Here is a 13,859-nt window from a genome sequence, read left to right on the forward strand (position 1 = left end):
TCAGCTTTTTTTAATTAGTTTGAAGTACTTTTCGAGGTTTTGTTCCCTCAGCAGGTCCAATTATTCCTGCTTCTTCTAATTCTTCCATCAATCTTGTAGCTCTATTAAAACCAACTGATAAACGTCGTTGAATCATTGAGGCACTAGCTTTCTGTGTTTCTAAAACTAAAGCTTTCGCCTCTTCAAATAAAGGATCCCCTTCAGAATTTCCACTTGAACTTTGTCCATTATCATTTTCTGATACTTCTCCTGGATCAAAACTGTCATCATATTCAGCATCTGCTTGATCTTTTATAAAGTTAACAATACGTTCGACATCATCATCAGAAATAAAGGAACCTTGTAGACGGACAGGATGGTTTTCATCAATTGGCTTAAATAGCATATCTCCTCTACCAAGAAGTTTTTCAGCACCATTCTCATCCAATATCGTTCGACTGTCTGTACCTGATGAAACAGCAAATGCAATACGTGATGGCACATTAGCCTTAATCAAACCAGAAATAACATCAACCGAAGGTCTTTGGGTTGCAAGAATCATATGAATCCCTGCTGCACGCGCTTTTTGACCTAAACGAATAATAGCATCTTCAACTTCTTTGCTAGCAACCATCATTAAGTCTGCTAACTCATCAACAATAACCACAATTAGTGGTAAAGGTATTTGTTTTTGTTCAGACTTCTTATTGAATTCTTCGACTTTTGCATTGTAACCAGCAATATTACGAACCCCAAAGTGACTAAATAATTCATAACGATTTTCCATTTCATAAACCACTTTTTGAAGTGCTTTACTTGCTTTCCTAGGATTTGTAACTACTGGAATTAATAAGTGAGGAATATCATTATAGACTGAAAGTTCAACCATTTTAGGATCAACCATTAAGAATTTTACTTGATCAGGCTTAGCTTTCATCAAAATACTAGATATAATACCATTAACTGCAACCGATTTACCAGATCCAGTCGAACCAGCTACGAGAAGATGGGGCATTTTGGTTAAATCAAAACTTCTTGCTGTTCCATTAACAGCTTTACCTAGAGGAACTTCTAACAACTTGTCTGAGGACGTGTTGGATTGTTCCCACAATTCACGGAAAGAAACAGTTGCAATTTCAGAATTAGGAACTTCTATCCCAATTAAAGATTTTCCAGGAATAGGTGCTTCAATTCTAACATCTTTAGCAGCTAAGGCTAAGGCTAAATCATCAGCAAGATTTGAAATACGATTAACACGTACACCAACAGCTGGTTTTATTTCATATTTTGTTACTGAGGGACCTATTTCTGCTCGTTCAACTTTAACATCAATCCCGAAACTTTTAAATGTATCTTCCAGAACCTTAATATTTTTACGAACCAAGCTTTTTTCTTTATTTTGATTCTTAGGTTTATCAAGTGTAAACAAATCAAGCGTCGGTAATTTGTAAAGGAGATGTGATTTTGGTGTGAAATCAACTTCTACTGGTTCGTCATTTAAATCGTCATTGTCCAAGGGCTGAACTTGTTCTTCCAGTTGATTATCAGAATCATATAATGAATTTCCATCATAAGGCTCTTCTTCCATTTCTGGTTGGTATGAAAAAATTTCAGCTTTTCTTGGTCCATTTTCTTGTTCTAACTGATCTAAATCAACTTCCAATACCTCACCGGTTTCAGAATCATAATCAGGTAGGGTCTCAGTTAGATTTTTCTCAGCTAATGCCATTTCCTCAGCTCGAAGAGCTTCTTCCATATGCTTTTCTTCAAGAAGAGCTTTTTTTTCTTCTCGTTTAATAAATCGTTTTTCTTGATGTCTTTGATGCCTTTGATAGAGATTATCACCAATTTTTTTAAAGAAATCAGTAACATCGTATATATCCCAAGGTGTCATTAAAAATGCACCTAAAAGAATAAATAAGACTCCAATCATATAAGCCCCAATGTTAGAAAATAAGAAAGAAACTGGTTTATAAATCAATGCACCCAGCATCCCACCACCAGTGAATTGTGTAACTTTAAACTGTCTTATATCTTGGAAAAGTAGTCTAATAGTTGTCCTAAAAACTTCTTGATTAAGAAAACGGGTTTGTGAGAATAAATAAGCATGCCATTCAATTAATAAACCAATAAATAAGATATTAAAGCCTGTTACAAGACCTTCTTGTTTTCTTATCCATTTAAAAGCATAAAGATATATAAAAAGAACAACCATTAAGAGATAAGCTAAATCTCCCACGATAAAACGAAACATATTATATGCGGTAACACCAAAAATTCCTAATTTCAAGGCTGCAAAAAAAAGAACAACAGTGATGACTAAAGAAGTTAGCATCCTCTTTATTGCTTTTTGTTTTTCTAATTCTGCCTTTGTTGGGCGTTTTTTTGATTTTGTACGTTTTTTTGATTGTGTTTTTGCCATAATCATATTATAGCATTTTTTAAGAAATTCAGTTAGGCTTATTCCAGTCTATTATTTTATGGTAGAATATAGAAAAATACTCAAGGAGAAAATATGAGAAAGAGAAATATACTCTGCTTAATTTTAATAAGTTTTCTAACTTTAAGTGCTTGTTCAAAAGCAAAAAACGATGATCCATTTGGTTTTAAAGACTCTAGCTCATCAAAACAAAGTTCTAGTAATTCATCTTCAGAAAAAGCTGTCAAAAAAGAATATGCCAAAGCCCTAAAAGCTACAAAAGACAAATTCCCACAATTAACGGATAGCGTTACTAATGATGAAGCTCAAGTTGTGTTAAAGACCAGTAAAGGTGATATCACGATGACATTATTTCCGAAATATGCGCCACTTGCGAGTGAAAATTTCTTAAAACATGCCAAGGATGGATATTATAATGGTCTATCTTTTCATCGAATCATAAAAGACTTTATGATTCAAACTGGAGATCCAAATGGTGATGGAACTGGCGGAGAATCAATATGGAATGGCAAAAATTCCAAAATAGACTCTGGTCAAGGTTTTAAAAATGAAATTTCACCTTACTTATACAATATTAGAGGAGCTCTTGCTATGGCAAATACCAGTGCTCCAAGTACAAATGGTAGTCAATTTTATATCAATCAAAATTCACAAGATCAAAGTAAAAATCTATCAACTGATTCATTTCCAAAACCTATTATTGACGCCTACAAAAAAGGAGGAAATCCTTCTTTAGATGGTGGTTATACCGTTTTTGGACAAGTAACAAAAGGGATGGATGTCGTTGATAGTATTGCTTCAGTTGAAGTAGACTCTGCTGACAAACCAAAAGATGATATCAAAATCAATAGTGTTGAAATAGTTAAAGATTACACGTTTAAAGATAAAAACTAAAAAAAGACATCATTTAGATGTCTTTTTTGTTCGTTTCGAAAATTTTTGTTTTGGCGAAATAAAAAAACTGATTAAAAATAAGGAGGCAGCAGTTAATACAATTGAAGAACCAGCTGCTATATTAAAAGTGTAACCAATATACAGACCTAGTACTGAACTAAAAGCTCCTAATGAAGCTGAAATCAACAGCATTGTTTTTAAGTTATTAGCATATAGATAAGCTGTTGCAGCAGGAGTAATTAGCATAGCGACAATCAAAATAGTCCCAACACTTTGCATCGCTGTAACAGATACAAGTGTCAGAAGCATCATTAACAAATAATGATAAAAAGAAACAGGTACTCCCATAGACTTTGCTAAGATTGGATCAAATGAAGTCAACAGTAACTCTTTAAAGAATAAAAAGATGATTGCCAATACAACAATTGAAACACCAATAGTTATCCATTTATCGCTATCTTGAACTGCTAAAATATTACCAAATAAAATATGGAATAAATCAGTTGAACTATTAGCAACTCCTATTAATATTACACCTAATGCTAAGAATGAACTAAAGGTTATCCCAATTGCTGTATCTCCTTTAATCACGCTATTCTCTTTAATAAAAGTAATAATGATTGATGCCAACACACCAAAGAAAATAGCACCAATAAAAAAATTAATACCTAAAATAAAAGATAAAGCAACCCCTGGTAAAACAGCGTGAGAAATAGCATCTCCCATTAAGGACATTGATCTTAAAATAATAAAACAACCAACAACACCTGAAACAATTCCAATAATTAAGGCCGTTATGAGAGCATTTTGAACAAAATGATATTGTGATAATGCTTGGAAAAATTTAAAATACATTTTACTAATCCCTTTCAATCAGTCGGTGTCGACCATAAGCTTTTTCTAATTGATGCTTTGTAAAAATTGTCTCTACAGGTCCATAAGCAATTAATGTTTTATTTAGGAGCATAATTTTATCGAAATAATCTTCAACTTTATTAAGATCATGATGAACAATCAAAATTGTTTTGCCTTCTTTTTTTAATTCTTTTAACAAAGACATGATGATTGATTCACTAACAGAATCTATCCCAACAAAGGGTTCATCAAGAAAAATAAGTGAGGCTTCTTGAATTAAACATCTTGCAACCAACATTCTTTGAAATTGTCCACCAGAAAGTGCCTTAATTGGCCTACTTTCAAAGCCTTCAAGTCCAACTTTTTGCAAAACTTTTTTTACTTTTTCATATTCTTTTTTCTTAGGACCTTTAAATAATCCTAATTTGGCATAAGTTCCAAGAGCTACACATTCTTTAACAGTGATTGGAAAATTCATATCAATTTGACTACGTTGTTCGACATAAGCAACTTCATGTTTTAATGTTTGATTTTGTTTACCATTAATATGAATAACCCCACTATAATCAATTAATTGCATTAGTGCTTTTAAAAATGTTGATTTTCCAGCTCCATTTGGTCCAATTAAACCTATAATAGCAGGCTCATCAATTTTTACAGAAATATCTTCAAGCACATTCTCATCATCATAAGCTACAGATAAATGTTTTGTTTCTATCATTTTTCTCCTCAATATAAACAAAGCACAACACTTTTGAGGTTGTTGTGCCTGTTACTTTATTTTGATAATCCTTCAGCAATTTTGTCTAAATTCCATTTCATCATAGCATAGTAGCTATCCCCTTTTTGACCTTTTTTAGCAATTGAATCTGTGAAGATTTCAGCATAAATTGGAATACCACTATCTTTTGAAACAGCTTTCATCGGTCTTTTATCAACACTAGATTCTACAAATAAAGCTGATGGTTTTGTTGCTTTCAATTTTTCAACAAGTGATGAAATTTGATCTGGAGTTCCTTCTTCTTCAGTATTAATTTCCCATATATAAGCAGATGGCACACCATAAGCTTTTGAGAAGTATTTGAAGCAACCTTCACTTGTTACAATTAACTTTTTGTTAGCTGGAATAGCATTGAATTTTGATTTAGCTTCTTTATCTAGTTTTTCAAGTTTAGCAATATAAGCTTTAGCTTTTTTGTGATAAAATGCCTTATTCTTAGGGTCTTTTCGACTTAATTGTTTTTCAATATTTTTAGCATAAATCATTCCATTTTCAAGGTTCAACCATGCATGGGGGTCTTCTTTTCCTTTTCCAGACTGACCTTCAAGGTAAATTACTTTGATACCATCACTGACTGCAAAATAATCTTTGTTCTTTGTTTTTTTAGCATTTTTGACTAACTTAGTAAACCACGCATGACCACCATCTTCTAAATTAACACCATTATAAAAAATTAAATCAGCAGAACTTGTCTTTTCAACATCTTCTGGTAATGGTTCATATTCATGTGGGTCTTTACCTACTGGTACAATACTATGCAATTGAATTTTATTTCCTGCAATATTTTTTGTAATATCAGCAATGATTGAGTTAGTCGCAACAACTTGCAACTTATCATTTTTCATCTTACTTGCATTACTACTACTACATGCTACTAACAGTATTGTTGCTAGAAACAAACTAAAGACAATACTTATTTTCTTTTTCATTCCCTAAATCTCCTTAATGATAATTATTATAAAAAATTAAGTATAGTTAAATATGATATAAGGATATATTAAAATAATAAGTTTGTCAACTATTTTCGAGAAATTTTTGATATAATATTTTTAGAAAATATTAGAAAGGCTAACTTTATGACGCCTAATAAAGAAGATTATCTCAAATGTATTCACGAACTTGGAGAACATAATCAAAAGATTAGCAACAAAAAAATTGCTGAAAAAATGGGAGTATCTGCTCCAGCAGTATCCGAAATGATAAAAAAAATAATCCAACAAGAGTGGATCGTAAAAGATAGACAAAAAGGATATTATCTAACTGAAAAAGGAAGACAGCTTGTTTCCAATCTTTATCGCAAACATCGTCTTCTTGAAATCTTTTTAATTAACCACCTTCATTACTCTGCTGAGGAAGTTCATCAAGAAGCTGAAGTATTAGAGCATACCGTTTCAGATATTTTTGTTGACAGATTAGAAGAAAGTCTTCATTTTCCAAGATTTTGTCCACATGGTGGTACTATTCCTAGGAAAAATCAAGAATTAGTTGAAATTAATCATACAACTCTCAAATCAATAACAGAAACTGGTGATTATCGTTTAAGTCGTGTGCACGATGAGTATGGTTTACTACATTATATGGAGACTCATAACATGACAGTTGGCATGACCTTCTCTCTTACTCATATTGACTCCTATGCTGAAACTTATACTATTAAATATCCCAAACACGAATTAGCCATTCCTGCTCATATTGCAGAACAATTTTATGTTACAAAAAAACACTAATCAGATTTAGTGTTTTTTTATTCATTCAAAAAATCGAGTAACATTTTTGCTGACTCTCTACCAGCTTCAATAATAAAGTCATCAAAAGTAATATTGGCATCATGTGCAGCAGTGTCGCTCATCGCTCTAATCACAATAAAAGGTAAATTTAAAGCTGTGGCAGCTTGTGCGATGGCTGCCCCCTCCATCTCAACTGCCAATACAGTTGGAAAATAGGATTTTATCAAATCAATCTTATCCTGTCCTGCAATAAAACTATCTCCGGTCGCAATTAAGCCATTATGACTTGTTTTGTGGGATTTATCAAGAACATTTTTAAACTTATTAATAAAGGCTTTATCAGACTGAAAAAACAGAGGTTGCATTGACATTTGTCCATAGTCATAACCAAATGCTGTTAAATCCACATCATGGTATACAAGTTTTTCTGCTAAAACAACGTCTCCAATTGAGATTCCTTCGGCAACAGCGCCAGCTGATCCAGTGTTGATAACTGCTTCAACCTTAAATTGATTTGCTAATAGAGCTACTGACATAGCTGACATAACTTTACCTACACCCGATTGCACTAAGACAACTTCATGATTCCCTAATTGCCCAGTATAATACGTTCTGCCTAAAACGGAAACTTCCTTTTGATTTTTTAAATGTTCAACCAAGAAAACCAACTCTTGTTCCATGGCTGCAATAATTCCAATTTTCATTTTTTCTTCCTATAGGTTAAATACTGCATAAACTAACAGTGCAATAAGAACAATTAAGGCAATTAAAATAAGATTTAATTTCGATTGAAATGCACTACGCTTTGCATTTTCGATACGACGACTCTTATAAATAATTTCTCGATCATTATCGTCATCAATCATGTCATCATCTATTAATTGACTAGTGGGTATAATTTTGGTTTCTTGATCATCTTCAAAATAATCATATTGATCCTGATGTTTTGAAGCTTCAATCATTTCATCCGTTAACAATGGTTTTCCCATCCTTATTCACCCCCTTTGTTTAAAGCATAGTATTGTAGCGCAATGATTGTTTTAGCATCTTGAATAGAACCTGTTCTAACTAGTTCCATACACTCAGAGTAACTGAATTCAAGCAATTCTAAGACTTCATCCTCATCTTGTGGCCTAGGGTTAGGTACTTTTTTCAATTGTTTTGCTTGAAAGAGTTTTATTTTCTCATTACAAAAACCTAAAGCTGTATAAAATTCATGAATGAGCTCTAACTGTCCTGTGTAGCCAGTCTCTTCTTCAAGTTCTCTTAAAGCAGCAGACTCTTCTGAACCATTTTCACCAATTTCTAACTTTCCAGCTGGAATTTCATAAGAAATTTTTTCAATTGCTTTTCGATATTGTTTAACCAATATGATTTTATTTTCAGGGGTTACAGCTAGTACTGCAACAGCGCCGTTATGAAAAACAAGTTCTCTTCTGGCTTGACCCAGACCATTTGGCAGTTCAACTTGATCGACTGCTACTTTAATAATATGACCATCAAAAATGGGTTCTCGGTGTAATGTCTTTTCTTCAAAATCCAAAATACTACCTCTACTTCTTAATGTTGTGATGGATGATGTGGCAATCTCGTTGCGTAATCTTCTTTATTGATTTGATGACTCCGTCCAATAGCAATGCTATCTTTTGGTACATCTTTAGAAATAGTTGATCCTGCAGCAGTTAATGCAGAATTCCCAATTGTTAGTGGAGCAATTAAAGTTGAATTACTTCCAACAAAAACATTATCTCCAATAATCGTTTTGTATTTATTTTTCCCATCATAATTTACAGTAATTGTTCCAGCTCCAAAGTTAACAGCTTTTCCAACTTCTGCATTTCCGATATAAGTTAAGTGCCCAGCTTTTGTTCCTTCACCTAAAGTAGAACCTTTAACTTCGACAAAGTTTCCTACATGGACAGTGTCTTTTAGTTGAGTTCCTGGTCTTAGATGAGCAAATGGTCCTACTGTCACTTCTTTTCCAATAATGGAATCTTCAATCATAGAATTGGTTATAACAGAGTTTTCTCCAATTGTTGAGTCACAAATGTAGGTTCCATTTGTCAAATGCACTCCAGAAGCAATCTCTGTTTTTCCTTTCAAAGTGACATTGGCTTCAATAGTCACATCAGGATCAATCGAAACATCAATATCGAGATAAGCCGTATTGGGATCTTGGAAACTCACGCCATTTATCATATGTGATTTATTAATACGATTTCTCATCACAGATTCAGCTTTTGCTAAAGCTAGACGGTCATTGACACCTAAACTCTCATCAAAATCTTTTAAGACATAAGCACCAACCTTTTCACCTTGCTCTCTAAAAATTGAAATAACATCTGTTAAATAATATTCACCTTGAGCATTATTGGTTGTCGTATTTTTTAAAGCCTCAAATAAACGCTTATTATCAAAAACATAGGTTCCAGTATTAATTTCTTTGACTTGTTGTTCAAAATCAGTAGCATCTTTTTGTTCTACAATCTTAGTGACTTCCCCATTTTGATTTCTAATAATTCTACCATAGCCAAATGGATCTTCCGCTGTCGCTGTTAAAATAGTAGCTACATTTTTATGATTAACATGAAAATCAATTAAGTGTTGCAAGCTTTCCCCTGTAATCAGTGGTGTGTCTCCAGCAATGACAAGAGTTTGACCTTCTAAATTTCCCAATTCTTTTTCAGCCATCATAACCGCATGTCCAGTCCCAAGCTGTTCTGTCTGAAGTACAAATTCTGACTGATCTTTTAAAACAGCCTTGACTAATTCTGCTTTATGTCCAATGACAGTTACATTTTTTTTCGGCTCGATGGCTGAGACACTCCTAAACACATGTTCTAGCATCGTGATTCCAGAAACCTTGTGCATGACTTTAGGAAGGTCGGATTTCATTCGTGTTCCTTTTCCAGCTGCTAAAATTACTGCATAATTTGTCATATTTAAGTCACCTAAACAAAAACATTCTAGTCAACGATTAAAATAGAATGCTCTATTGAGTTCCTTTCCGTTACAAACAATCTTTTCTATAATAAATTCGCCACTTATTATACCATATTTTAGACGAAATTGCTGATATGATGGGAGAACTAAAAGAAGTTAGATCAGAATCTAACTTCTTTTTGACATGGATTTTACAGCTTGATCTAAGACATCCATTACAATTTTACTATGTTCTAAAGCTTTAGAAGCCTTATCAAAATCATGGTGAGAGATTATCTCTTCAAAAACTAGGAATTCTTCATACATTCGATGTTGAGGTTGATTTTCTTGAACAATCGTTTCATTGCCACTATTTAAAATCTCTCGTAGCTCTGGTATCTCATTTGTCGGACCCAAAATAGCTAATGACCCTTTATTCCCTTGAATAGTTGATTTCACTTCAGCACTACAATCTTTGGCACCAATACAAACAGCCTTAAATTGGTCATAGTCTAGTACTAAAATTCCTGATGTATCTACTTGTTTTTCAATATTAGCTAAATAGTGAACTGTCTTAGGTTTCCCAAAAAGACCCACCATGAGATGAATATTATAAATATTCAGATCTCTTAGGGCTCCGCCTCCTTTTGTCGCATCAAATGCTGGTGCAATTTCACCTTTTTTGAAGGCATCATAACGTGATGAATATTGGGAATAATTACATTCAACAATCTTTATCTCACCAAGTTTACCAAGATTTTCTTTGATATATTTAAAATTTCCCAAGTACTGATTAGTAATGGCCTCTAAAAGTATTAATTGGTTTTCAGTAGCAATCGATATTAACTGATCTAACTCATAAGCTTCAAGTGTAAAAGGTTTTTCACAAATAACATGTTTTCCAGCAAGAAGTGCCCTTTTTGCTGTTTCAAAATGAAGATGATTTGGTACTGCAACATAGACTGTATCCACCTCTGGACTGTCTAGTACTTTGTCAAGTGAATCCGTAGCAAAATCAATTTGAAATGATTGCGCTAGCTCATTTGCTTGTTCAATACTTCTTTTTGTTGAAACAATTGCTGCTAATTCAATGCCTTCTATTTTTTTTAAAACGGGTAAAACTTCGTGTACGATTTTACCCGTCCCGATAATTGCTAATTTCATAGATAAATTCCTTTATTTTAAAACGTTATTTTAGGCTCCAACCACCGTCTACTTTAATAATTTCACCTTGTAAGGCACTTGCTTTACCCGAAGCCAAAAATAATGTTAATTCTGCTATTTCATCTGGCATAATCCATCGTTTTATAGGCGTCTGATCAGCCACCCATTCGGCTAATCCACCAGGTTCAAAATCAGATGCTGTCATCCCCGTTCTAACAGCACCTGGCGCTATTCCAAAAACTTGTATCCCATCGGCAGCATAATCAAGTGCAATCTGTTTTGTCAATCCAGCAAGAGCATGCTTTGAAGTTGTATAGGCTGCACCACCTCCACCTGCTAAAAAGCTGGCAATAGAACACATATTGATAATGATACCTTCTTGTTTTGAAATCATTTTTGGTAGATAGTACTGTATCGTTTTGAAAACAGTATAAACATTAGTAGACATCATATTTTCAAAATCTGTAAATGGCATTTCCAGAAGAGGTTTGTACTCATCTAATATTCCAGCAGTATTGCATAAAACTGAAACTTCAGGTAACCATTCAAATAAGATAGATAAGTTATGATTTAAATCTAACTGAAGAAAGTGAATCGCATCAGGTAAATCTAATACTGGATTTTTATCTACACCATAAACATCAAAACCATTTTGAGCAAGTTGTATTGCCTGTGATTTTCCAATACCAGAAGCAACTCCAGTAACTAAAGCCTTTTTTAAAGTCATATAACTTCTACCCAATCTGTGGCAAGTATATCACAAGGAGTTGGGGACCACATTGAATACCCCTCCCCCTCACCAGAGACATTTATTAAGAAATAAGGCGTTACGTCTAATGATTCACCATTCACGTTAATACTATCAAATAATTGGACGAAGTTCTCAGCGCCATTCCAACCTGTTCTGACAAATTTACGTTTATCTTTTAAAGCAGGTAAAATTTCTTCAAAAGTCATACCATTTCTCTCCTCGTCATTTTTTAAATCTATTATACCATTTTTCTAAGATTAAAGATTTCTTCCAAATGTGCTTAATTATTCTTTCTTATTTTGTTTTAATCTTTTTACTATCTTTTATTTATTTTAAGCGTTATCATTATAATATAATTAAAAAGAGGAATGATTATGTCGGTATCGTAATTTCATGTCAATTCATTTTTAGGATTTTTAAGATTAAGGGGAATTATTATGTCAAAACATTTGGGAAAAACATTTCTATAACACTTATTTACCGCCAGCTTAACATTAACCATGATTGGTGCAATTTCGACAATCTCTCAAGATAAGGTTAATGCTGATGAAAATGCAGTTATCCAATATGGTCAATATAAAGATTACTATACAGTCATCGGGCCATCTCAAATCAACAAATCAGAATTTCCACAACTTTACACAACGACTGAAAAAGTTTATAAACATAACGGTACGAGCAAAAATAGAGTGACCGTATCAGAGATATTCATTATTCTGATTTAGATGGTTACAAACGATCACAAAGAGCTTACGGTATCGTTACCAACGATATGATTCAAATGTCAAAAGGGACAAGAGAACCTTGGGAAAAGAATCCATTTCCAAGTGGTTGGTATAGTTACTACACACGTGACGGTAATAAGCGCATTTCCGAAAAAGAATATGAAGAACACAAGAGTCATGTGAAAAAAGTTTCCAACAATGTTGAAGTTACACTCAAAAATAAAAAAGGTCAAGACTACACCACTCATTTATTTGTTAAAAGTCATTTGTTCGCTGATAGTTTAGGTGGTAGATCATTTAGAAATAATGTTATTACCGGAACACAGATGCAAAATGTTGGAACACATAAAGGTGGTATGCAATATATTGAGAAAAAAGTATTATCATATGTTAAAAAAATCCGAAGATTCATGTTTTTTATAGCGTTACACCAGAATACACAGATACTGAACTAATCCCACGTTCTGTTCTGGTTTCTGCATTATCATCAGATGGTAAAATTGATGAGTCTGTAAGAGTTTCAAATAGTGCTGAAGGTTTTGATATTGATTACCAACACGGGGGACTTATTAGTAACACCAATACTAATGAAGTCACAAATGAAGACGAAAATCAACCAGTTGAACATCCTCAAGAAGATGAGGAATTAGATGATGCAGCGTAATCATAAAAAGACTTGCTAATTATAGCAAGTCTTTATTTTCGACGATAATCCATCAAAAAACTCAATATCGCAGCCATAACAAACCAGAGAACTACTGCAATTCCTATGACAATTAACCATCCTAATGGAGTTTTTGTTAAAATACTAGGTAATGGAACATTTATCCCAAAAAAACCTGTTACCATATCAGGTACTGTTAATAAAATGGATAAGAGTGTTAAAATTTTCATGGTATCGTTTAGCTCATTATTTAGAATATTATTATAAGCATCATCTAATTGACCTAATACTTGAGACGACAACTGTGTCATTTCAAGTAACTGTCTAGCTTCAATTACCGCATCTTCAAGCTGCTCTTTTTCATCTTCAGTCAATTTAGACATCAAAGGCTGACTTTTTAATTGATTTAATAAAAGTGTGTTTTGCTTACTAGCTGAAACCAAATAAACAAGTCCAGTTTGTAAATCAGATAATTCAAGCAATTCTTTTTTACTGGTCCGTTGCCGTAATAAATGATTTAAACGATTTCGTTCTTGATTAAGAGATTCAACTGTTGGAAAATAATTTTTAGAAATCGTAAAGAGTGCGATAAATAAAAATTGAAATAAACTTAAATCCTCTTGCTTACGAAATAAATGATCTAATTGTTCAATAATGTAAGCATTTTTTTCGTTAAAAATACTTACTATTTGATTTTGATTGACAAAAAAAGTCATAGGACTTGTCTGATAATGAAAATCTTGCTTGGTAATATCTAAAACATTATAAATGACAACTAACTGTCCAGTTATCCGATCATACTCTAAATGAGATAATTCATTTTTATCAGAAGCATATGACAAAATTTCACTATCAATCCCAAGTTTATCTCTCAGATAAGTCATATCTTCTCCTTGAGAAGCATTAGCAACTATCCATTTAAATTTTGTATTTTTCTTCTCTAACACCTATAAACTC

Annotated in this window: 16 protein-coding genes; 4 read left to right on the top strand and 12 right to left on the bottom strand. The window is 32.9% G+C overall.

Annotation, left to right across the window (positions count from 1 at the left end; translation table 11 throughout):
* Nucleotides 1-10: 10 nt before the first annotated feature.
* The gene (locus STRUR_RS08070) at nt 11-2,401 is read right to left on the bottom strand and encodes an FtsK/SpoIIIE family DNA translocase (RefSeq protein WP_006740758.1); all 2,391 of its coding nucleotides are present in this window, start codon (nt 2,399-2,401) and stop codon (nt 11-13) included.
* 93 nt (nt 2,402-2,494) lie between these two features.
* On the opposite strand from STRUR_RS08070, the gene STRUR_RS08075 reads away from it, so the two are divergent.
* Nucleotides 2,495-3,313, top strand: coding sequence for a peptidylprolyl isomerase (locus STRUR_RS08075; RefSeq protein WP_006738672.1), 819 nt, complete (start codon nt 2,495-2,497; stop codon nt 3,311-3,313).
* 9 nt (nt 3,314-3,322) lie between these two features.
* Here STRUR_RS08075 and STRUR_RS08080 read toward each other — a convergent pair whose 3' ends face one another.
* Genes STRUR_RS08080 through STRUR_RS08090 form a run of 3 tightly spaced genes read right to left on the bottom strand, consistent with a single transcriptional unit; the run spans nt 3,323 to nt 5,878 of the window.
* Entirely contained in the window at nt 3,323-4,168 is an 846-nt protein-coding gene (locus STRUR_RS08080) for a metal ABC transporter permease (protein WP_006740376.1), read from the bottom strand.
* A 4-nt stretch (nt 4,169-4,172) separates the two neighbouring features.
* Nucleotides 4,173-4,889 carry a metal ABC transporter ATP-binding protein gene (locus STRUR_RS08085; protein WP_006739768.1) on the bottom strand — a complete coding sequence of 239 codons (717 nt, stop codon included), beginning with the start codon at nt 4,887-4,889 and terminating at the stop codon, nt 4,173-4,175.
* 56 nt (nt 4,890-4,945) lie between these two features.
* Nucleotides 4,946-5,878, bottom strand: coding sequence for a metal ABC transporter substrate-binding protein (locus STRUR_RS08090; RefSeq protein ID WP_006740164.1), 933 nt, complete (start codon nt 5,876-5,878; stop codon nt 4,946-4,948).
* Between the two features lie 147 nt (nt 5,879-6,025).
* On the opposite strand from STRUR_RS08090, the gene STRUR_RS08095 reads away from it, so the two are divergent.
* A complete protein-coding gene (locus tag STRUR_RS08095) occupies nt 6,026-6,676 on the top strand; it encodes a metal-dependent transcriptional regulator (protein ID WP_006738766.1) in 651 nt (216 codons plus the stop codon).
* A 17-nt stretch (nt 6,677-6,693) separates the two neighbouring features.
* Here the strand turns inward: STRUR_RS08095 and STRUR_RS08100 are convergent, their stop codons facing one another.
* The 7 genes from STRUR_RS08100 to STRUR_RS08130 all read right to left on the bottom strand — a co-directional run bounded on the left by STRUR_RS08100 (nt 6,694) and on the right by STRUR_RS08130 (nt 11,719).
* Nucleotides 6,694-7,380 carry a 5'-methylthioadenosine/adenosylhomocysteine nucleosidase gene (locus tag STRUR_RS08100; RefSeq protein ID WP_006739426.1) on the bottom strand — a complete coding sequence of 229 codons (687 nt, stop codon included), beginning with the start codon at nt 7,378-7,380 and terminating at the stop codon, nt 6,694-6,696.
* Between the two features lie 9 nt (nt 7,381-7,389).
* Nucleotides 7,390-7,665 carry a cell wall synthase accessory phosphoprotein MacP gene (macP, locus tag STRUR_RS08105; protein WP_006739925.1) on the bottom strand — a complete coding sequence of 92 codons (276 nt, stop codon included), beginning with the start codon at nt 7,663-7,665 and terminating at the stop codon, nt 7,390-7,392.
* Between the two features lie 2 nt (nt 7,666-7,667).
* Entirely contained in the window at nt 7,668-8,219 is a 552-nt protein-coding gene (locus STRUR_RS08110; RefSeq protein ID WP_006739596.1) for an NUDIX hydrolase, read from the bottom strand.
* Nucleotides 8,220-8,236: 17 nt separating this feature from the next.
* The gene (glmU, locus tag STRUR_RS08115; RefSeq protein WP_006740057.1) at nt 8,237-9,616 is read right to left on the bottom strand and encodes a bifunctional UDP-N-acetylglucosamine diphosphorylase/glucosamine-1-phosphate N-acetyltransferase GlmU; all 1,380 of its coding nucleotides are present in this window, start codon (nt 9,614-9,616) and stop codon (nt 8,237-8,239) included.
* Nucleotides 9,617-9,787: 171 nt separating this feature from the next.
* The gene (locus STRUR_RS08120; RefSeq protein WP_006738631.1) at nt 9,788-10,762 is read right to left on the bottom strand and encodes a Gfo/Idh/MocA family protein; all 975 of its coding nucleotides are present in this window, start codon (nt 10,760-10,762) and stop codon (nt 9,788-9,790) included.
* Between the two features lie 25 nt (nt 10,763-10,787).
* A complete protein-coding gene (locus STRUR_RS08125; RefSeq protein WP_006739310.1) occupies nt 10,788-11,489 on the bottom strand; it encodes a 3-oxoacyl-ACP reductase in 702 nt (233 codons plus the stop codon).
* Nucleotides 11,486-11,719, bottom strand: coding sequence for a DUF2829 domain-containing protein (locus tag STRUR_RS08130; RefSeq protein ID WP_006739140.1), 234 nt, complete (start codon nt 11,717-11,719; stop codon nt 11,486-11,488). The genes STRUR_RS08125 and STRUR_RS08130 overlap by 4 nt, the downstream gene beginning before the upstream one ends.
* A gap of 294 nt (nt 11,720-12,013) precedes the next feature.
* Here STRUR_RS08130 and STRUR_RS11910 point away from each other — a divergent pair, with 294 nt between their 5' ends.
* Together STRUR_RS11910 and STRUR_RS11915 are read left to right on the top strand one after the other, a co-directional pair.
* Nucleotides 12,014-12,238: a DNA/RNA non-specific endonuclease gene (locus STRUR_RS11910; protein WP_006739460.1), complete on the top strand. Its 225-nt coding sequence runs from the start codon at nt 12,014-12,016 to the stop codon at nt 12,236-12,238.
* Between the two features lie 56 nt (nt 12,239-12,294).
* Complete coding sequence (locus STRUR_RS11915) at nt 12,295-12,693, top strand: DNA/RNA non-specific endonuclease (RefSeq protein ID WP_231288906.1); 399 nt, start codon at nt 12,295-12,297, stop codon at nt 12,691-12,693.
* A 241-nt stretch (nt 12,694-12,934) separates the two neighbouring features.
* Here STRUR_RS11915 and STRUR_RS08145 read toward each other — a convergent pair whose 3' ends face one another.
* Nucleotides 12,935-13,849 (bottom strand): magnesium transporter CorA family protein, encoded by a 915-nt coding sequence (locus STRUR_RS08145; RefSeq protein WP_006739643.1) that lies wholly within the window; start codon nt 13,847-13,849, stop codon nt 12,935-12,937.
* Nucleotides 13,850-13,859: the final 10 nt, after the last annotated feature.

Source organism: Streptococcus urinalis 2285-97 (genome assembly GCF_000188055.2).
GTDB classification, from domain to species: Bacteria; Bacillota; Bacilli; order Lactobacillales; family Streptococcaceae; genus Streptococcus; species Streptococcus urinalis.

What these genes read in the sequence shown, in the direction of transcription:
- STRUR_RS08070 (WP_006740758.1), bottom strand. Translation starts at nt 2,401, where the DNA reads ATGGCAAAAACACAATCAAAAAAACGTACAAAATCAAAAAAACGCCCA.
- STRUR_RS08075 (WP_006738672.1), top strand. Translation starts at nt 2,495, where the DNA reads ATGAGAAAGAGAAATATACTCTGCTTAATTTTAATAAGTTTTCTAACT.
- STRUR_RS08080 (WP_006740376.1), bottom strand. Translation starts at nt 4,168, where the DNA reads ATGTATTTTAAATTTTTCCAAGCATTATCACAATATCATTTTGTTCAA.
- STRUR_RS08085 (WP_006739768.1), bottom strand. Translation starts at nt 4,889, where the DNA reads ATGATAGAAACAAAACATTTATCTGTAGCTTATGATGATGAGAATGTG.
- STRUR_RS08090 (WP_006740164.1), bottom strand. Translation starts at nt 5,878, where the DNA reads ATGAAAAAGAAAATAAGTATTGTCTTTAGTTTGTTTCTAGCAACAATA.
- STRUR_RS08095 (WP_006738766.1), top strand. Translation starts at nt 6,026, where the DNA reads ATGACGCCTAATAAAGAAGATTATCTCAAATGTATTCACGAACTTGGA.
- STRUR_RS08100 (WP_006739426.1), bottom strand. Translation starts at nt 7,380, where the DNA reads ATGAAAATTGGAATTATTGCAGCCATGGAACAAGAGTTGGTTTTCTTG.
- macP (WP_006739925.1), bottom strand. Translation starts at nt 7,665, where the DNA reads ATGGGAAAACCATTGTTAACGGATGAAATGATTGAAGCTTCAAAACAT.
- glmU (WP_006740057.1), bottom strand. Translation starts at nt 9,616, where the DNA reads ATGACAAATTATGCAGTAATTTTAGCAGCTGGAAAAGGAACACGAATG.
- STRUR_RS08120 (WP_006738631.1), bottom strand. Translation starts at nt 10,762, where the DNA reads ATGAAATTAGCAATTATCGGGACGGGTAAAATCGTACACGAAGTTTTA.
- STRUR_RS08125 (WP_006739310.1), bottom strand. Translation starts at nt 11,489, where the DNA reads ATGACTTTAAAAAAGGCTTTAGTTACTGGAGTTGCTTCTGGTATTGGA.
- STRUR_RS08130 (WP_006739140.1), bottom strand. Translation starts at nt 11,719, where the DNA reads ATGACTTTTGAAGAAATTTTACCTGCTTTAAAAGATAAACGTAAATTT.
- STRUR_RS11910 (WP_006739460.1), top strand. Translation starts at nt 12,014, where the DNA reads ATGATTGGTGCAATTTCGACAATCTCTCAAGATAAGGTTAATGCTGAT.
- STRUR_RS11915 (WP_231288906.1), top strand. Translation starts at nt 12,295, where the DNA reads ATGTCAAAAGGGACAAGAGAACCTTGGGAAAAGAATCCATTTCCAAGT.